This window comes from Pseudoglutamicibacter albus, assembly GCF_022346425.1.
GTDB lineage: Bacteria > Actinomycetota > Actinomycetes > Actinomycetales > Micrococcaceae > Pseudoglutamicibacter > Pseudoglutamicibacter albus.
Map to the genome: position 1 here is coordinate 95827 of NZ_JAKRCW010000003.1, position 18884 is coordinate 114710.

The following is an 18884-nucleotide window of genomic DNA, read 5'->3' on the forward strand; positions in this document are numbered from 1 at the left end:
TTTCCCTTCATACGCTTAAGCGACTGCCTTCTCTACGCGCTACGTTGTAAAGGCTGCGAAGGCAGTTCAACATTGATCAGCCGCCACCGGCCCGTTGCGCAGTGCTGAGAAACATACATTGTCTGCGGCTCAGAACTTGGATTCAACTGCACCTGCAACTGCCACACCAAATGATCAACAGTCCCGGGTCCAGAACCTTTAACGGCTCTAGGGTCCTCCTCCCACCAGGCCCTACGCTCAAACCACTTCACGGGCTCTGCGCACACCGTCCATGTGCGCCCTTGCCACAGCACGGCACTCGGCGCGCCCTGCTCGTCACAACGCAATTCCACAGATTGGGTGAACATACTCATGTTTCCTACTTCTCACCGGCCGCCTGTGAGCTGGCTCGGCCGCAACGCTGGATGTGCGGGGCCTGGGAAGCGGAACCTCACACAACGAGATTCGAACATGTGTTCGATAGGAAGACCTTAAGAATACCCCCTGACAGTTTGAACCGCACACCCGCCCTAACCTCTGCGCGCTTGCGTTACACACACGTTCTGCCCCATCGGAGACAATAGGGACCATGCCCCTTCAACCCCTCGATAGCGCTACCCCGACCTCTCCGGACAACACCCCTTCTCAGCAAGAAACCATGCCTGCCCCGCCGAGCCCTCTATACGAACGTCTCGGCTGGGACTCACTCGACGCCGCGCTCGCCGCGACCAGCCGGGCATCTGAAAGCCGTGGCGTTGCACTCGATCCACACCAGATAAGCGCAGCCCACACAATCCTGGGCTCGCACCGTTCGGGGGTCTACCTTGTGGGCGAGGTCGGACGCGGTAAGACCTGGCTCATCGACAGCATCCTCCGCAACGCCCCCGCAGCAACCCTGCGGATGCATTTGACCGCGTTCTTCCGCGCGTTAACCCACAGCATGCACACCAACGGGCACGCCTTCGCGCAAGCCGTCACCGACGTCGTAGCAGCCAACACCGTGATCTTCATCGATGAATTCCACGTCCACGATGTCGCCGACGCCGTCATGCTGCGCCGCGCACTCAGCATCCTCGCCGAGCACGACATCGCACTCTTCACAACATCCAACGCCGCGCCCGGTAACGGTCACGACGACCCCATGATCGCTGACGCGCTCGGCCCCGCAGCACGCCACATCCATGAAAACCTCGAGGTCCTAACCCTCACGCATCCACAGGACTACCGCGCGCTCCAACACCACACAATCCCGCCTCACCCAAACCAGCACCAGCCAAGCCCGCACCAAGCTACCGGCTTCGCAGCGGGCACCTGGACCATCGTCAACAGCCCCGCCTCATCCCCAGCCACCGGCACCACAACAGGCAACACCACAACAAGCAGCGCAACCATCCCGCTACCCGGGACTGCACGCACCCTGACCGTCAACCCCACCAGCCTAGACAGCACGGACTCAGAAAACGCCACACTAGACACAACCTGGGAATACTTATGCGAAGGCAGCATTTCCCCAGCAGATCTGCTCGCGCTCGCCGATGACTATTCGACCTGGGTCCTCCGGGAGGTCCCCGCGCCTGAAAGTATGACGCGCAACGCGATACAGCGGTTCGCGCACATGGTCGATGTGTTAGCCGATGCGGACATCCCGCTACACGTCTATGCCCCGGTCCCACCGGAGGAGCTTGCCCGCGCACCCCGCGGGCCGGTCTATCCCGAACGCATGTTTTCGCGCCTGCAGCTGCTGACACCGGTTGCTGACACGCGCCCTTGATGCGCGGTAGCCTCGAAACTATGAATCAAACCCTTCAGACACTTCTCAACGCAACACGCGTCACGGGCCTTGAAGCCAGCGCTAACGGACGCGTCGTCGCCACCGTCCAACAGCTGGATGCCGATGGCACCGGCTGGCAGAGCCAGATCGTTGAACTCCCGAAGGGTTCAACACAACCCCGTACTTTGACCCGCCACGAGAAGGGCGCATCAAGCCCCGTCTTGGATGCGCGGGGTCGCTTGTTTTATATGGCGTCCAACCCTGAGGGCGCGAAGGCCGGCAGTTGCATATGGCACCTTCCGCAGGCGTCTGCTTCCCCATTGTTGCTTGGCTCGCGTCCGGGTGGGTTCCGTAGCTTGCAGGTCAGTAAGAGCACACTGTTCGCTCAAGCGGGTATGCATTCGCAGGCGAGCACTGAAGCGGAGCACGCAGAGTATTCGCGTAGCCGCTCCACGATGCATGTGTCCGGGATCCTTCATTCCGCGTTCCCTTCGCGTTATTGGGCGAGCGATCTTGGGCCTGCAACGGACGTGATCCTGGTGGCTGAGTTGCCCGAAAACATCGAGGCAGCCGCCTCTGAACATGAGAAGAACGCTCGCCTCAAGAAAGCCGCCGAGGCGGCTAGCAAGGACGCTGTCAGCAAGGACACCGCTGGCGAAGACAGCGAGGCGGATAGCAAGGGCAACGACACTAGCGAGAACAACGACGCCGCTGAGGGAGCGGATTCGCTGCTCTCCTGGCGTGTTGTACGGATGCCGAAGGGGCGATTGCTTTCGTGGAAGGCGGCCCCGGATGCCTCGTTCATTCTCGCAGCGATCGAGGTCAACGTCGCTGATCTCATCACGGGCACGCAGTTGTGGCGCATCGATGTCGCTACGGGTGAGAAGACCATGCTTACCGACGTCGACACGGTTCCTGGTCATCACCTCAGCCTGGTCGATATTTCTCCTGATTCAGCCAAGGTTGTTCTCAACTGCGCCCGTGATTGGACCCCGCAGCAGTCGCTGAGATCGACCTCCCACATCATGGATATCGCGACCGGTGAGCGCACCGAGCTGTGGCCGGAGCTGGACCACTGGGTCGCTCCGATCTGGGTCACGAATTCCGAGCTCGCGGCAACGAGCGATGACGCCGGTAGCGGTTCCGTATGGTTCGGTTCGGCGACCGATGCCGCGCCGCAGCGCATCGCCGGCGGCCCAGGTACCGGCGAGGTTTTCACTGGCCTGGCACGTGTGGGTGCCGCGGACCGCTCGGTAAGCGGGGATGAAGCGCCCGCCTTGATTTCATTGCGTAACGGGATCTCTGTTGCACCGCATCCGGTGCGCATCGGGCTACCGAGCGACGCCGGAGCAGCAGAAAACACGGCTGAGGTCACGGTCGAGGAACTCGCTAACCCAGCTGATGCAACGGATCAGCCGGGCCGTACAGAAAACATCACGGCAACAGCGGAGGACGGAACCGAGATCCGCGCGTGGCTACGGTTGCCGGAAGGTAGCGGCCCTCACCCGCTCGTCGTGTTCGCACACGGCGGACCGTGGGGTTCGTGGAACGCGTTCACCTACCGCTGGAACCCGGCACCGTTTGTCGCCGCGGGCTTCGCGGTCCTTCTGCCGGACCCGGCTATCTCGACCGGCTATGGCCAGGCGATGATCGACCGTGGCCAGCAGCAGCTCGGCGGAACCCCGTACACGGACATCATGGCGCTCACTGACGCCACCATCCAGCGGGCAGACATCGACGAAACCAAGCAGGCGTTCGCTGGCGGTTCCTACGGCGGCTTCATGGCTAACTGGGTTGCCGGGCATACGGGCGACCGGTTCAAAGCCATCGTGACCCACGCCTCGCTATGGAATACGACCTCGATGGGCCGCAGCACCGACAACGCGTCCTGGGACCGTGCGATGCGGGAGCAGGGAGCGGAGTATTCGCCGCATCTCTTCGCGGAGAAGATCACAGCCCCGATGCTCGTGATCCACGGCGATAAAGACTACCGTGTTCCGATCGGTCAGGGGCTCGAGCTGTGGCACGCACTCCATGTGCATGCGTCCACACCACGTGCTGCGGACGGGTCGCTTCCCCACCGCTACCTCTACTTCCCGGATGAGGGTCACTGGATCGAGTCCCGCGGGAATGCTGAGGTCTGGTACCGCACGTTCATCGGCTTCCTGCAAGAGCATGTGCTCGGCGAGGGACCTGAGAAGCCGCTCTCGCTCGGATAGCCGTTATTGAGCAACGTTCTGGCCGCCTAGCCGTTGGTGGTTAGCCGGCCAGAACGATGCAACAAAACTAGAGCAGCGTCGGCTCTTACTTCAGAACGCACCCGTGAATACACTGTATTCACAACGTCCGTAGGGGGTAACCATGAGCACCATAGCCATCCGTATGAACGAGCAAGACGCTGAGCTCGTCCGCAAGTTCGCCAAATTCGAGGGGCTCGCCATCTCCGATTTCGCCCGTGCAGCGATCCTAGAGAAGGTCGAGGATTCGTACGATTTGGCGGAGCTACGTGAAGCCATGGCGCAGGATTCCGGTGAACGCTTCACCATCGAGGAGATCCTAGACGACCTCGGCCGATGACCATGCAACTTACCCTGTACCGCGTCGAATTGACCGTACAAGAAGCTAAAACAGTGGCGGGTCGGTGTTGTCGATAGGCGTGATGAGTTCTGGGCCGTTGTTCCGCACATTGCCTACAGCCGGGCCGACTTCGTGCATCTCCCACTCCCCAAGCGAATCGTAAGCGTGGGCTACAGCTTCAGCGACGAGCGTTGCAGCGTCCTGGCTTTCCGGATCCAGCCATGCGCTCAGCGCGGCTTCGTCCCCGAGCGGAACCGGCAAACGGTCATGGAGCAGTCCAAGTTCACCCGCCATCCCTGGGGCTTCGTGTGATGGCGATGCGCACGTCAGTATCGTGCACGAAAGCACCCACGGATTCTCCTCGCCACTGTCGCCTGTGTTCGAGTCTCCAGCTACGTGCGGGGCTGAGTCTTGCTTCGGGTTGGGGTCCTTCCACCATTCATACAGGCCCGCGAAGACGATCGGGGCGCCGTCTTTACGGTGCACGAAGAACGGCCTTTTGCGTCCGCCTGGCTTCTCCGGTGCGAGCCACTCGTAATAGCCATCCACAGGGATCGCGCAGCGTCGAGCTTTCACAGCTGACCTGAACGTCGGCTTCGACGTCACGGTTTCAGAGCGTGCATTGAACGCTCGGGAGGAGAACGAGAGGTCTTTCGCCCAGATCGGAACCAGACCCCAGCGAGCTACATGCAGTTCACGACGATACCCCGCGGCCCCGCTACTGTTCTCAACCCCGCCGGCACGGTCACCCGGCTCGATGAGCCGTTCCAGCACGATCGGGACGTCCTTGGTGGGTGCGACGTTGTAGTCGGGCCGAAGTTCTAGCTGTTCATAAGCGTCTTCGGTGCCGTCCGCATCGGGCATTTTGATGCCGAGCGCGTCCATGAGGTCTCCGGCAGCCCGGGCGATCACATAGCGTCCACACATGTATCCATCGTGGCACACGCAACCCGCACGATGAGGCAGGCGCGGAGAGCAACTACCTACCCGCGCTCGTCGAACGTATAGCCGTGCTCGCCCCAGACCTCTAGGAGTGTCTCGATGAAGTGTTCATGCGTGATGGATTCAGCGACGAGGTCTTGCACGGATCCGATGGTGTTGGGATCCAGTTCCAGCCCCATCGCCTCGTAGACGGATTCGGTTACGGCGGCGATGGGGTCGGTGTCTTCGAGTATGACGGCCGATGAGAACAGCCACGCCCCTTGAACCACGCGCTGAGCCGTCCCGACGAGCTTTACTTTGCGTCCTCGCCCGAAGCGTCCGTGCCCGGTTGCGATCCCGTGAACCGAGTATTCACCAGGGCAGTATTCTCCGGGTAGCTCCCCCACTGCGGACGGAATGCCGAGGCGTGTGAATACTTCGACGAAGAGGTTTGCGAAGTGTTCGAAGCGGTGCTGGTGTGTGAGCATCGCGTCTTTTTCGGGTTGGATGTGGTCGATGACCCAGCTTCCTGGATGATAGGCCATTGCCCGGCCCCCTGCTTTGCGGATGAGTGGGGCGAATCCGGCGTCGCGGCCTGCTTGGGCGGCAGCCTCGTAGCCGGGTGCTCGGGTGTCGCGTTGGCCGAAGGCCAGGGTCGGAGCGGGACGGTAGATGCGCAGCAGCGGCCCACGTTTGCCTTGTGCGACCTCTCGCAACAGTTCGATGCCGCGGTCAAGATCCGCCGCGGGGTCACCGGAAGGTTCCTCACGTAAAAGTATTCCGGCTGTCGGCTGCTGTTCGGGGATCGCAGTGCTCACGGAGCCTTAGTTTAGCCCGCTTAGCGCTTGCAAGGACGCTGGGGCGTTATTCCGCAAGCCAACCTACCCGGACGTCAGTAACGCGCTCGGCCCTGTTCCTCCCACACCGGGTGCAGGTCGAACAGGGCCGAGGCTCAACGTGATGGGAGCCTGTCAAGAAGTCCCGTGTTCTTAGAAGTCCCAGTCCTCGTCTTCGGTGTTGACGGCTTTACCGATCACGTAGGAGGAGCCGGAGCCGGAGAAGAAGTCGTGGTTCTCGTCCGCGTTCGGTGAGAGCGCGGAGAGGATCGCCGGGTTCACGTTGGTGACCGAGCTTGGGAACATCGCCTCATAGCCGAGGTTCATGAGCGCCTTGTTGGCGTTGTAATTCAGGAACTTCTTGACGTCCTCAGCAAGACCCACTTCGTCATAGATTTCGTGGGTGTAAGCGACCTCGTTCTCATAGAGCTCGAAAAGCAACTCATAGACCCAGTCCTTGAGTTCGTCACGGCGTTCCTGGGTCTCTTTTTCGAGGTTCTTCTGATACTTGTAGCCGATGTAGTAGCCGTGGACTGCCTCGTCACGGATGATGAGGCGAATCATGTCGGCGGTGTTCGTGAGCTTCGCGTGCACCGACCAGTACAGCGGCAAATAGAAACCCGAATAGAACATGAAGGATTCAAGCAGGGTTGAAGCCACCATGCGCTTGAGCGGATCTTCGCCGTCATAATATGACTGAATGATCTGTGCCTTCTTCTGCAGGTAAGGGTTCTCGTGTGCCCACCGGAACGCATCATCGATCTGACGGGTCGAAGCCAGGGTCGAGAAGATCTGCGAATAAGACTTCGCGTGCACCGATTCCATGAACGCGATGTTCGTGTACACCGCTTCCTCATGTGGGGTGAGAGCGTGCGGGATGAGGGATACCGCACCGACCGTGCCCTGCAGCGTGTCAAGCAACGTCAACCCGACGAAGACCCGCATCGTCATGAGCTGTTCAGCTTCGGTCAGCGTCGCCCAAGACTGTACGTCATTAGATACCGGGACCTTCTCTGGGAGCCAGAAGTTGTTGGTCAGACGGTTCCAGACTTCAACATCTTTATCGTCTTCGATGCGGTTCCAGTTGATGGCGGTAACGAGCGGGTTGCCTGCGTCGGTGGTCATGTCACCTCTCCCTTTCAGAGGATCTCATGGGTGGGGAATTCTTGAGTGGCGTGAATATGGTGGGGCACCCAACTGTTACTTGGATGCCCCACCACTGTCAGTACTGCCGTGTTGCCCGGAGTACTGCCGTGTTTAGAGCATGCAGGATACGCAACCCTCTACTTCAGTTCCTTCCAGCGCCATCTGACGCAAGCGGATGTAGTAGATGGTCTTGATGCCTTGAGTCCACGCGTAGATCTGTGCACGGTTGACGTCACGCGTCGTTGCGGTGTCACGGAAGAACAGTGTCAGCGAAAGTCCCTGGTCCACGTGCTGGGTGGCAGCGGCGTAGGTGTCGATGACCTTCTTGTATCCGATCTCGTACGCGTCTTCGTAGTATTCACGGTTGTCGTTGGTGAGGTACGGTGCCGGGTAGTAGACGCGGCCGATCTTGCCTTCTTTACGGATCTCGATCTGCGATGCGACCGGGTGGATCGAGCTGGTCGAGTTGTTGATGTAGGAGATCGAACCGGTCGGTGGGACTGCCTGCAGGTTCTGATTGAAGATGCCGTGCTCCATGACGGAAGCCTTAAGCTCTTCCCAGTCCTGCTGGGTCGGGATATGCACCTGAGCGTCTTCGAAAAGCTGGGCGACCTTAGGGGTCTCCGGAACCCATGCCTTCTCGGTGTACTTATCGAAGAATTCACCGCTTGCGTACTTCGACTCCTCGAAACCATCGAAAGCCTGCTGCTTCTCGATCGCAAGTTGATTCGATACACGCAGAGCGTGGTACAGCACCGTGTAGAAGTAGATGTTAGTGAAATCCAACCCTTCTTCCGAACCGTAGAAGATGCGTTCGCGGGCTAGGTATCCGTGCAGGTTCATCTGGCCAAGGCCAATCGCGTGAGTCTTGGCGTTGCCCTTGGCGATCGATGGAACCGACTGGATATCGCTCATCTCAGACACCGCGGATAGAGCCCGGATCGCAACCTCAACGGACTTACCGAAGTCCGGGGAGTCCATCGTCTTAGCGATATTCATCGAGCCGAGGTTGCACGAGATGTCCTTACCGACGTGCGCGTAGCTCAAGTCAGCGTTATAGGTCGAGGCTTCAGAGACCTGGAGGATCTCCGAGCACAGGTTAGACATCGTGATCTTGCCCTTGATCGGGTTAGCCTTGTTCACCGTGTCTTCATACACGATGTATGGGTAACCCGATTCGAACTGCAGCTCAGCCAGCGTCTGGAAGAACTCACGCGCATTGATCTTGTACTTGCGGATCCGCTTGTCATCAACCATCTCGTAGTACTTCTCAGAGACGCTGATTTCAGAGAACGGCTCACCGTAGACGCGCTCGACGTCGTACGGCGAGAACAAGTACATGTCTTCGTTGCGCTTAGCGAGGTGGAACGTGATATCCGGGATCACAACACCCAGAGACAAGGTCTTGATACGGATCTTCTCGTCAGCGTTTTCACGCTTGGTATCAAGGAAGCGATAAATATCTGGGTGATGTGCGTGCAGATAGACCGCGCCGGCACCCTGACGTGCGCCGAGCTGGTTGGCATAGGAGAAGGAGTCCTCGAGTAGCTTCATGACTGGGATGACGCCCGAAGACTGGTTTTCGATCTTCTTGATCGGTGCACCGTGCTCACGCAGGTTGGTGAGGTTGAGCGCTACACCGCCGCCACGCTTGGACAGCTGCAGCGACGAGTTCACGCCACGGGCGATGGATTCCATGTTGTCTTCAACACGGAGCAAGAAGCAGGAGACCAACTCACCGCGCTGAGCCTTACCAGCGTTGAGGAACGTTGGCGTTGCCGGCTGGAAGCGGCCCTCAATGATTTCATCCACCAGGGACGTCGCGAGTTTCTCATCGCCGCGGGCAAGGTGGAGAGCCACCATGCACACGCGGTCCTCAAAGCGTTCAAGGTAGCGGGCCCCGTCGAAGGTCTTCAGCGCATAGGAGGTATAGAACTTATATGCACCCAGGAACGTTTCGAACCGGAACTTCTTGGAGTACGCGAAGTCGTAGAGCTCCTTGATGAACTCGCGCGAGTACTGTTCAAGGGTCTCAGGCTCGTAGTACTTCTTCTCCACGAGGTAGTTGAGTTTCTCATCGAGATCGTGGAAGAAGACGGTGTTGTTGTTGACGTGGTCCAAGAAGTACTGACGGGCAGCGTAGCGGTCAGCGTCGAACTGAATCTTCCCGTCAGCGCCATACAGGTTCAGCATCGCGTTGAGCTCGTGATAGCTCAACCCTTGGTACTGTTCAGGGATTTCCTTGAAGCTGGTTTTCACTGAGGATTCAGCGAGAGGTGTGTCCAAAACTCGTCCAGTCCTTCGTTAACGCGGGCCACGTCTTCTTCCGTGCCCATGATTTCGAATGTGTATAGCAGTGGTACGTCCAACTTCGCAGCGATCTTGTGCGCTGCGATGTTGTATTGCGCACCGAAGTTGGAGTTCCCAGCTCCCATGACTCCACGCAGATACTTCCGGTTCTGAGGTTCCCTCAGAAAGTTCAGAATCTGCGGCAAGATCGACCGCTCCCCCTTGGTGCCGCCGTATGTTGGCACGAGCAACACGTAGTCAGTCTCTGCAACAAGATCCGGCTCTGAGCGGTGCATAGGGATGCGAGCTGCTCGACGGTTGAGCTTCGTGACGAAGCGGTGCGTGTTACCTGAAGCGGATGAATAGTAGATCAACCGTTCACGGGTTTTTTCTATTTCCTTTTCCGGCGCAGACTCTGCCTGCTCTGGGACCAATGTTGTTGCCATGCTCCCTCTCCCCGACCAAGGCGTCGTGATAACGGCTGATGAGACTACATCTGCCCCTAACGGCTCTCCCTCACCGTGTGGTCAGCCATCAGCCACGAACCGGAGGGGATATATGAATCGCTAGGCCGCCGTTAGGCTACGGAAGCCTTGAGCGAGTTCTCCAGTTCGCTGATCTTGTCTGGGCGGAAGCCTGCCCAGGAATCGGTTTCCGTCACAACGACTGGCGCCTGCATGAAGCCCATGGAGCGTACACGCTCAAGAGCGTCAGCGTCCTGCGACATATCGACAACGTCGTATTCGATGCCCTTCTTATCGAGCGCGCGGTAGGTCGCGTTGCACTGAACGCATGCTGGCTTGGTGTAGACGGTTACTGCCATGATTTTCTTTCCTTCCTGAGCCACTTCTGTTCAGAAGCGTCCCAGCTTTGAGCTTCCTCGAAACTTTCGATTTCCTTAGAAACTACTGTGCACTTCCAGCGGTTATGGGTTCCATACTACCCCCCACCACTACATATTGTGTACAGCAGGAACCTAGACCACCATATCCTGTCTTACATCGATGTGATTTCACAGGCGCTCGTCCACAGCTTCTGTGGAGATGTTCACGGCTGGAAGTGCGAGATTCCGCGGCTCACACCCAGTTGTCCACAGCGTGTGCGGTTCATAGTCCCCATCCATGTGCACAGAAAAAGAGGGAAAAATTAATTTTTACTCACCGTGTTTTGGGCGTGTTGCGCTCCCCTGCAATGACACCTTCAGTGTGGCCTGTTCCCCTGACAGATTGAACGAAAAGGGCGAGACATCGACTATTCGACGTCTCGCCCTTCTAGCCCTCTCCAACAGGCACGGCCACCGCTAGACGGGGCATGCGGTCCCCGTACCGCGGTCCTCGTACTAAAGACCCGCCAAAGTCCTAAAGACCCGCCGCACGGTTTCCTGCGCCTGCAGTTGCTGCGTCTAGAGTTCCTGAGGTTGCCGCTCAGCTAGCTCAATCGCTGGCGCGTCCGCCCAGACGCGGTCCAAACCATAGAAATCCCGGTCTTCTTCGTGCTGAACATGAATCACGATGTCACCATAATCCAGCAAAACCCAGCGCCCGCTGCCGCGACCTTCACGCCGCAACGGCTGGTCCTCATGATTGATCCGCAGCTCATCTTCAACGGCTTCAGCGATAGCTTCCACCTGCCGTTCCGAAGATCCACTAACAATCAAAAACGCATCAGCTAACCCGAGGCGCTCCCCCACATAGATCGCGGAGATCTCTTCCCCGCCCTTGACGCTGGCTGCACGTGCGGCAGCGTTGAGGCGATCTGTGACAATGCTCGGAACGTTCACGGTCCTCCAAGAAACGATGGGTTATACGATCTGCCGACTACTTGGACAACAATGTAAAGAGGGCAGCGGAGACTGCGATGACTGCAGAGCCACCCACCACGCCCATAGCGAGGATGCGTGGACGACCTCCGCCTTCCTGATAGGTCAAAGGATCTAGACCGTGTGCGGCAATAGCGGAGACCGGCTCACCATCCACGTGGTGTTGGTTATCCTCCACACGCCCCATCCCGGGAGCAGATATCGGCTCTGGTTGTTGCCTGAAGGCGTCGCTACCGGCGCCGTAGAATTCTTCTTCATCCGCCAGGGACGGCTGAGGCACAACGAAACGCACGTTGCGCGTCACTGGGCTGATCACGCCCGTAGTCTCAAGCTTGCGTTGGGCATCCCACTGTTCTTCAGGGGCAATGCCGAGGACATCGTTGAAACTAGGTGAAGCCTCAATGCGTGCGTCCTCCAACGCCGCGCGTAGCTTCTCAACACGCTCGGACTCATACTCTTCGAGGGCCACTTCGTCATCGAATTGCCCACGCAAACCGGAAGAGACAGGCGTCGAAAGTGCACGGCGTGTGCGTTGCCCCCGCGAATCCTGCGGTTGGCCGCCAGGCGCTTGTGCCTCGCCACCAATCCCCTGGTTGTTCTCGTCGCGTTGTGGACGGCGTGCATCACGGCGGCTTGGATACCTGGGCTGCTCCCCTGTCGAGGCTTCCGGATCAACCTTGTAGGCCGCCTCGCCCCGGTAAGGTTCCGCGCGATACGCATCAGCCCTGTACGGCTCGGCCCTGCGCGGTTCACTTCGGCGCGGCTCAGTTCGACGCTGCTCAGTTCGACGCTGTTCAGTTCGGTGCTGTTCAGTGAGGCGCTGCTTGGTGCGGCGCGGTTCAGCACGGTACGAATCTGCAGGGTACGGCTCTGCGCGGTAGCTTTGAGCTGGTGTCGAGCCCGTACGAGATTCGTAGCGATCACGCAACGGTTCGCGGGCGGAATCCCCTGCAGACTGACGGGACTGCGGCTGCGACTGACGCCGCGAATACTGTTGCGAGCGCCCTTGGGATTGCGGCTCGGACTGCCGCCACGGCGGCGTTGAATTCTCCTGCCTCGACTCAAGTTGATCATTGTCCCGCGACGCGGGTAGATCGTGGTGCCGCGACCCGGGTTGATCGTTATTGCGTTCCTGCCAGCTACGTTGCTGTGGCTGAGGCCGGTGCTGCGAATACGGCTGCGCGGATGTCGTTTGCCAGCTGGATTCCGAGCTCCGCGTTTGTGACTGCGGCCGCGAATACGGCTGCGACTGTGAATATTGCTGCGACTGCGGCCGAACCTGTGGCTGGCGCGAGGTCTGCGGCTGATGCGAAGCCTGCGTGCGCCCTTGCTGTTGGCGCTGCCCCTGCGATTGCCGTGGGTTCTGCTGCTGCCGCGGCGTCTGTGGCTGGCGTGGCGTCTGTGGCTGGCGTGGCGTCTGTGTTTGGCGCGGCGCCGGCTGTTGCCGCGGGGTCTGCGGTCGCGCTGTTGGTGCCTGTTGCGCACCAGCCGAGCCGGCTTCAGCCTCCTCTACGTCAGATAGGCGCATGAACAGAGTCTCAGTGGACGAATCCCTCTGGGCTTCTGCTCGACGCTGCGAAGCTGCGCGCTCTCTTTCGCGGAGTTCACGGCGCGTCAAGGGACGCGATGTCGGATTCTGGTCTTCAGCCATGGTCTTTCGCCTCCCTTAGTGATATCGATCGATCGACGTAAAGTTCATATTTATTGATGTACTGTACGACTCCGTCTGGAACTAAATACCAGACCGGTTCGCCGCGAGCTACGCGTTCTCGACAGTCAGTCGATGAAATGGCCATCGCAGGAACTTCGAGGAGTTCAAGTCTTTCAAGCCCGTTGTCCTGAAGTATGTGCCCAGGGCGTGTCACACCAATAAATGAGGCGAGGGATTGCAACTCGTCGATATCTTTCCACGTCATGATTTTCGCGAGTGCGTCCGCCCCAGTGATGAAGAACAGTTCGGCGTCTGGGCGTTGTGCATGCAGATCACGCAACGTGTCAATCGTGTATGTGTACCCGGGGCGGTCGATGTCCACTCGGGATACGGTGAACCGCGGGTTCGAAGCGGTTGCAACAACGGTCATCAAGTACCGATGCTCGGAATCGGTAACGTGATCCTTCGGGTCCTGAAGCTTCTGCCATGGTCTTCCCGTAGGAACGAAAACTACCTCGTCGAGCTCAAATTTCGCCGCAACTTCACTCGCGGCAACGAGGTGGCCGTGATGGATCGGATCGAATGTCCCACCCATCACGCCGATTCGTTGACGTTGTGTTTGCGGCTGTGGCACGGCTTAGCGGCCCGCTCCGAGGGAACCAACCTGACGGTTCGGATCGATCAGCTCGATGTCCTCTTTACCCATGGTGTGGTTGTTGGAGAACGATGCGGTGATCAGCAGGAGGATCAGGAAGGTCAGCATGATGCTGCCGCCGATGATCAGCGGCATGACCAAGCTGTGCTCTGAAGTTTCTGCAACGTTCTCAGCTAGCAACATGAGGTTATTCGCCAGGGTCAGCACGTAGACGCTCCTTGGGCTCGTAAAGGGTGTTTAGCGGTTCCTCGCCGGTTCCGCTCGCGTGATGAATTTGTTAACACGGAAGTGTTCACAGCCAGTCTATCCGGTAGCGCGCAGAGTTCAGGCATTGCTTCCTAAATTATTGTTATCGAGCAACCCTATCCTGAGTCGCTAGCCTTCTAGTTACGTATGTTGTAGTCGCCTTCGATGATCCATTTCCACGAGGTCAAAGCGGCGGCTCCCATCGGGCCGCGGGCGTGCATCTTCTGTGTGGAGATGCCCACTTCCGCGCCCAGCCCGAACTCTCCGCCATCGGTGAAGCGTGTGGACGCGTTCACGACCACGACTGCGGAATTCACCTTCTCCAGGAATGCCTGTTGGCTTGAAACGGATTCAGTGATGATCGCGTCGGTGTGTCCGGTGCTGTAGCGTTCGATGTGCTCGAGGGCTTCATCAAGCGAGTCGACGATTTTCACCGCGATATCAAGGTCGAGGTATTCGTCGGTGAAGTCTTCCTCAGTCACCGGTATGACCTCTTCGGCGACAGCTCGCGCTACCTGCTCATCACCATGCAACGTCACCCCAGCCGCTGAGAGGGCAGAAAGGACTGTCTTGCCAGTCGTTTCGAGAGCATCCGTGTGAATCAGCAGGGTCTCAACTGCGTTACATACCGATGGGCGTTGCGTCTTGGCATTGAGCACAATCTCTGTTGCTTGCTCGGCTGGCGCGCTCGCGTCAAGGAAGATGTGCACGTTGCCTTCGCCGGTTTGAATGACCGGGACTTTGGCGTTGTTGACCACAGACTGGATCAGGTTTCGACCGCCGCGGGGAATCAGGATGTCGATCTTGCCGACTGCTTCCATCATCGCGGTCGCCGCTGGCCGTCCGCCGTCATCGACTGACTGAACTGCGGCAACAGGAAGACCTTGCTTCTCGAGGACCTCCTGGATGAGGCGTACGAGCACCTTGTTCGTGTGTGCCGCTGCACTTCCCCCGCGCAGAAGAACAGCGTTACCGGAACGGATCGCGATGCCGGCGATGTCCACTGTCACGTTCGGGCGAGCTTCATAGATCACGCCGACCACGCCCAACGGGACGCGCACCTGACGAAGCCGCATTCCGTTAGGTAGCAAGCGGCCACCGATGACCTCGCCCACGGGGTCTGATTGGTTCGCTAGCTCTTCCAAGGCTTTCATGAGCCCGTCGATGCGGGAGTCATCCAGCTTGGTGCGGTCCAGTAGCGCTTTCGAGGTGCCGTTGTCTTGTCCGGCCTTCATGTCGGCGGCGTTGGCGTCCAGGATCTCAGCGCGGGCCGCGTCGATAGCTGTAGCGATCGCTCGTAGTGCTTCATCTTTAGCAACTCGCGGCAGGCTCGCCATGACGTGTGAGGCCTTACGCGCTTGATCAGCACGTTCGGTCACTAGGGCGGTTGCATCAACATCTGTTGCCATATGTTCTCCTCCGTCCATTCCAGCGGTTCAGTCAGTCTCGGGTTTAGCTTTAGCGAAAACTGAGCCGAACACTGCGAGTTCATCGGCGTGAACTACGGGGCGTTCGAAGCGTTCCCCTAGATTCTCGCGTAACTGTTCGCTTGTCAGCCCCAACATGTCCGGAATTTCATCGGAAGCGAACGATGAGAAGCCGCGGGCAATCACCACATCGTTGCTGTTGGTGATGTCCACGGGGTCGCCTTCGATGAACTCACCGCGAACGTCGATGATGCCTGCCGCCAGGAGTGAATTGGTTCCGCTCGCGATCGCGGTGACGGCGCCATCGTCGAGCACAAGCCGACCCCGACCTTCAGCGAGGTGTTCGAGCCACAACCGTTTGAGTGAGCGGCGCCCGCGTTGGGCCGCGAAGAACGTTCCGACGTCCTCGCCGCTGAGTGCACGCGAGGCGTTGGCGGCCGATGTCACGAGCGTTGGGATACCGGACTGTGCGGCGATCGTCGCTGCCGCTACCTTGGTCTGCATGCCACCGGTACCCACACCCGCGCTACCTGCAGACCCTAGCTCAACTCCGGCCAGATCGCTGGGGTGCCTTACCGAATCGATAGCTTTACCGCCGCGCTCAGGGTGAGCGGTATAAACCGCATCAACGTCAGAGAGCAACACCAACGCGTCAGCTTTAACCAGGTTGGCAACCAAAGCGGCCAGCCGGTCGTTATCGCCAAAGCGGATCTCACGGGTCGCCACAGCGTCGTTCTCATTCACGATCGGCACAATTCCTAAGGAAAGTAGCCTGGAGAGGGAGCGAAAAGCGTTCGCGTAGTGTCCCCTGCGGATCAGGTCATCAGCGGTCAAGAGAACCTGGGCCGCGGTCTCACCATAACGGCCGAACTCTTTCGAATACTGTGCAGCCAAAACCACCTGGCCCACCGCAGCGGCGGCCTGCTGAGTTGCAAGGTCCTTAGGGCGCGAACTCAGTCCCATAGGTGCCAACCCAGCAGCAATAGCACCTGAAGAAACTAAAACCACCTGGTTTCCGCGTTGAATAACCTCACCCAGCGCATCCACCAAGTCGATAACAGCCTGGGTATTGAGCCCGCCTTTGATATCGGACAACGAAGATGAACCAATCTTCACAACGATCCGATGAGCGTGTGGAATATCGGCGCGCTGTTGAACCTTGGCGTGTTCGATGTTGTCTGAAGACACTCAGTGATCCCTTTCTACAGTCGCGGAAAAATCTTCATGATCGGTCCAGAGACCAGACTTTCGTTCAGCATCCATGGCTTCACGGGTAGCGGCACGGCGGTCCTTGCGCGCCTGATACTGGGCTCGGCGCTCAGCTGTGGTGCGCCGCTCGTTGGTATCCAGGCGTGGATCCTCACCGCGGTTACCAAGTAGCTCGGCGCCGGTCGTCATGGTTGGCTCCCAATCGAAGATCACGCCTCCATCACCACCGATGACGACCGCGTCCCCTGGTTCAGCGCCTTCTTCGAACAAGGCTTTGTCAATGCCTAGCTTCTCTAGACGGTCAGCGAGGTAACCGATCGCTTCATCGTTTCGGAAGTCCGTCTGCTCTACCCAACGCTCAGGCTTCTCACCACGGATGCGATACAACGGCTCCCCTGAGCGTTCCTCACGCTTGATGGTGAACTCTTCAACGTTGACCGCCCGAGGCCGCACGACCTGTGGAACGTCAACAACATCGGCGTCATGAACTACCTGAGCGCGAGCCTGCTCAACCAACTCGGCCATCGCAAAGGACAGTTCCTTGAGTCCTTCACGGCTCACGGCCGAAACTTCATAGACCTTATACCCGCGCGCTTCCAGCTCTGGCCGCATCATCTCAGCCATGTCTTTACCGTCTGGGACATCGACCTTGTTCAAAGCGATGATCGCGGGACGGTCAATCAATGGAACCGCACCGGACTCGGTTCCTTCGAAGTCCGCATCAGCTTTATACCGTTCAAGCTCAGCCAAGATGATGTCAAGATCAGAAACAGGGTCACGGTCCGTTTCCAGGGACGCGCAATCAAGCACATGGACCAGCGCGGCACACCGTTCAACGTGTCGCAAAAACTCAAGCCCTAGCCCGCGGCCATCAGCTGCCCCTTCGATCAGGCCCGGGACATCGGCAATCGTGTACCGCACATCCCCTGCTTGAACCACCCCGAGGTTAGGCACCAGGGTTGTGAACGGATAGTCAGCGATCTTCGGTTTCGCAGCTGAAAGCGCACCGATAAGCGAGGACTTACCAGCCGATGGGTAGCCCACCAACGCAATATCTGCTACGGTCTTCAGCTCCAGAACATGCCGGGTTTCTTCGGCTTTCGTCCCCAAAAGAGCGAAACCCGGGGCTTTACGCTTAGTTGAGGCTAAAGCCGCGTTGCCGAGGCCGCCCTGACCGCCTTTAGACAAGATGTACTCTTGCCCCGGCCGCATCAAGTCAGCCTTGATCTCGCCTGATTCGTTCTTGATCACGGTGCCCTCTGGCACCGGAAGAACCAGGTGCTCGCCATGCTTGCCGTGGCGCAGGCTCCCTTTCCCGGGTTCACCGTTCTCAGCCGATTGGTGTGGAGCATGGTGGAAAGACAGCAGTGTGCTCACTTGCGGATCCACGCGCACGATCACGTCGCCTCCGTGACCGCCGTTGCCTCCATCCGGGCCGCCAAGAGGCTTGAACTTTTCACGATGCACGGAAACACAGCCGTGGCCTCCGTTTCCACCGCGCGCAAAGACAGTCACGCGATCAACGAACGTAGCCATGATGACCTCCCTTTGCCCACCTCGTGGGCAGCTGTCTGCACTGACCGGTTCAAGCCGGAAGCTTTACGGCTGTAACTGCAATGCGGTTGCCGGATATACCAATGCTATTGCCGCTTGGAAAAGAAAGCGGGGAAGACCCGTAGGTCTCCCCCGCTTCCGGTGAAAGATATTGATGCGACGAGGATTACTCGCCGACAATGCTGACGGTCTTACGACCGCGACGCGTACCGAACTCAACCGAGCCTGCGGCAAGTGCGAACAGCGTGTCGTCCTTGCCGCGGCCAACGTTGGCGCCTGCGTGGTAACGGGTGCCACGCTGGCGAACCAGGATCTCGCCTGCCTTGACGGTCTGGCCGCCAAAGCGCTTGATGCCCAGGTACTGCGGGTTGGAGTCGCGACCGTTACGAGTCGAGCCAACGCCCTTCTTTGATGCCATTTCTGCCTACCTTAGAGCTTGAGGGTTATGGTTTTCCGGGTATCAGGCGATCGAGGTGATCTCGACGCGCGACAATGCAGCGCGGAAACCCTGACGCTTCTTGTAGCCGGTCTTGTTCTTGTACTTCTGGATGACAATCTTCTTGCCACGTAGGTTCTCCAGGACTTTAGCCTGAACCTTGACCTTGGCAAGCTTGTCGGCATCCGACGTCACGTTGTCGCCGTCGACCAGCAGCACCGCGGGGAGCTCGATCGTGTCACCGATCTCATCGCGGACGCGGTCGAGGGTCACGATGTCGCCAACAGCGACCTTCTCCTGGCGCCCACCAGCGCGAACAATCGCGTAGACCACTTGGTACTCACTTCTCTCGACTTTGGACAATGCAA

General features: G+C 58.8%; 20 protein-coding genes. 4 read left to right on the top strand and 16 right to left on the bottom strand.

Annotated elements, in window-relative coordinates:
* Positions 1 to 32: 32 nt before the first annotated feature.
* Positions 33 to 353 (bottom strand): DUF6504 family protein, encoded by a 321-nt coding sequence (locus MHJ63_RS02995; RefSeq protein ID WP_035755117.1) that lies wholly within the window; start codon positions 351 to 353, stop codon positions 33 to 35.
* A gap of 215 nt (positions 354 to 568) precedes the next feature.
* Between MHJ63_RS02995 and zapE the strand changes: the two genes are divergently transcribed.
* The 3 genes from zapE (at position 569) to relB (ending at position 4327) form a co-directional block, all read left to right on the top strand.
* Positions 569 to 1750, top strand: coding sequence for an AFG1/ZapE family ATPase (zapE, locus tag MHJ63_RS03000; protein WP_035755114.1), 1182 nt, complete (start codon positions 569 to 571; stop codon positions 1748 to 1750).
* A 20-nt stretch (positions 1751 to 1770) separates the two neighbouring features.
* Positions 1771 to 3969 (top strand): S9 family peptidase, encoded by a 2199-nt coding sequence (locus MHJ63_RS03005; protein WP_035755338.1) that lies wholly within the window; start codon positions 1771 to 1773, stop codon positions 3967 to 3969.
* Positions 3970 to 4111: 142 nt separating this feature from the next.
* Positions 4112 to 4327 (top strand): type II toxin-antitoxin system RelB family antitoxin, encoded by a 216-nt coding sequence (gene relB / locus MHJ63_RS03010; RefSeq protein ID WP_035755112.1) that lies wholly within the window; start codon positions 4112 to 4114, stop codon positions 4325 to 4327.
* Positions 4328 to 4372: 45 nt separating this feature from the next.
* Here relB and MHJ63_RS03015 read toward each other — a convergent pair whose 3' ends face one another.
* The 8 genes from MHJ63_RS03015 to MHJ63_RS03050 all read right to left on the bottom strand — a co-directional run bounded on the left by MHJ63_RS03015 (position 4373) and on the right by MHJ63_RS03050 (position 12266).
* Entirely contained in the window at positions 4373 to 5254 is an 882-nt protein-coding gene (locus tag MHJ63_RS03015) for an SOS response-associated peptidase (RefSeq protein ID WP_052048304.1), read from the bottom strand.
* 56 nt (positions 5255 to 5310) lie between these two features.
* Complete coding sequence (locus MHJ63_RS03020) at positions 5311 to 6066, bottom strand: lipoate--protein ligase family protein (RefSeq protein WP_232219250.1); 756 nt, start codon at positions 6064 to 6066, stop codon at positions 5311 to 5313.
* 171 nt (positions 6067 to 6237) lie between these two features.
* On the bottom strand, positions 6238 to 7209 hold the full coding sequence (gene nrdF, locus MHJ63_RS03025; RefSeq protein ID WP_239446147.1) for a class 1b ribonucleoside-diphosphate reductase subunit beta: 972 nt from the start codon (positions 7207 to 7209) through the stop codon (positions 6238 to 6240).
* Between the two features lie 132 nt (positions 7210 to 7341).
* Positions 7342 to 9489, bottom strand: coding sequence for a class 1b ribonucleoside-diphosphate reductase subunit alpha (nrdE, locus tag MHJ63_RS03030; protein ID WP_035755108.1), 2148 nt, complete (start codon positions 9487 to 9489; stop codon positions 7342 to 7344).
* Positions 9486 to 9965, bottom strand: a complete 480-nt coding sequence (nrdI, locus tag MHJ63_RS03035; RefSeq protein ID WP_035755106.1) for a class Ib ribonucleoside-diphosphate reductase assembly flavoprotein NrdI — start codon at positions 9963 to 9965, stop codon at positions 9486 to 9488. Before nrdI ends, nrdE begins: the two co-directional genes overlap by 4 nt.
* 131 nt (positions 9966 to 10096) lie before the next feature.
* Complete coding sequence (gene nrdH, locus MHJ63_RS03040; RefSeq protein WP_035755327.1) at positions 10097 to 10342, bottom strand: glutaredoxin-like protein NrdH; 246 nt, start codon at positions 10340 to 10342, stop codon at positions 10097 to 10099.
* Positions 10343 to 10921: 579 nt separating this feature from the next.
* Positions 10922 to 11299, bottom strand: coding sequence for a ribosome silencing factor (gene rsfS / locus MHJ63_RS03045; RefSeq protein ID WP_035755105.1), 378 nt, complete (start codon positions 11297 to 11299; stop codon positions 10922 to 10924).
* A 37-nt stretch (positions 11300 to 11336) separates the two neighbouring features.
* Entirely contained in the window at positions 11337 to 12266 is a 930-nt protein-coding gene (locus tag MHJ63_RS03050; RefSeq protein WP_239446148.1) for a hypothetical protein, read from the bottom strand.
* Here MHJ63_RS03050 and MHJ63_RS03055 point away from each other — a divergent pair.
* A complete protein-coding gene (locus MHJ63_RS03055) occupies positions 12230 to 12868 on the top strand; it encodes a hypothetical protein (protein ID WP_239446149.1) in 639 nt (212 codons plus the stop codon). The genes MHJ63_RS03050 and MHJ63_RS03055 overlap by 37 nt on opposite strands.
* 113 nt (positions 12869 to 12981) lie before the next feature.
* On the opposite strand, the gene nadD is transcribed toward MHJ63_RS03055, so the two are convergent.
* The 7 genes from nadD to rplU form a co-directional block, all read right to left on the bottom strand.
* On the bottom strand, positions 12982 to 13623 hold the full coding sequence (gene nadD / locus MHJ63_RS03060; RefSeq protein WP_256276357.1) for a nicotinate-nucleotide adenylyltransferase: 642 nt from the start codon (positions 13621 to 13623) through the stop codon (positions 12982 to 12984).
* Positions 13624 to 13626: 3 nt separating this feature from the next.
* A complete protein-coding gene (locus MHJ63_RS03065) occupies positions 13627 to 13851 on the bottom strand; it encodes a hypothetical protein (protein ID WP_035755098.1) in 225 nt (74 codons plus the stop codon).
* A 176-nt stretch (positions 13852 to 14027) separates the two neighbouring features.
* Positions 14028 to 15299 (bottom strand): glutamate-5-semialdehyde dehydrogenase, encoded by a 1272-nt coding sequence (locus MHJ63_RS03070; RefSeq protein WP_035755096.1) that lies wholly within the window; start codon positions 15297 to 15299, stop codon positions 14028 to 14030.
* Between the two features lie 27 nt (positions 15300 to 15326).
* Positions 15327 to 16505, bottom strand: coding sequence for a glutamate 5-kinase (proB, locus tag MHJ63_RS03075; protein ID WP_239446151.1), 1179 nt, complete (start codon positions 16503 to 16505; stop codon positions 15327 to 15329).
* A complete protein-coding gene (obgE, locus tag MHJ63_RS03080) occupies positions 16506 to 18062 on the bottom strand; it encodes a GTPase ObgE (protein WP_239446152.1) in 1557 nt (518 codons plus the stop codon).
* Between the two features lie 184 nt (positions 18063 to 18246).
* Complete coding sequence (rpmA, locus tag MHJ63_RS03085) at positions 18247 to 18498, bottom strand: 50S ribosomal protein L27 (protein ID WP_035755092.1); 252 nt, start codon at positions 18496 to 18498, stop codon at positions 18247 to 18249.
* Positions 18499 to 18540: 42 nt separating this feature from the next.
* Positions 18541 to 18849, bottom strand: a complete 309-nt coding sequence (rplU, locus tag MHJ63_RS03090; RefSeq protein WP_035755090.1) for a 50S ribosomal protein L21 — start codon at positions 18847 to 18849, stop codon at positions 18541 to 18543.
* Between the last annotated feature and the right edge of the window lie 35 nt (positions 18850 to 18884).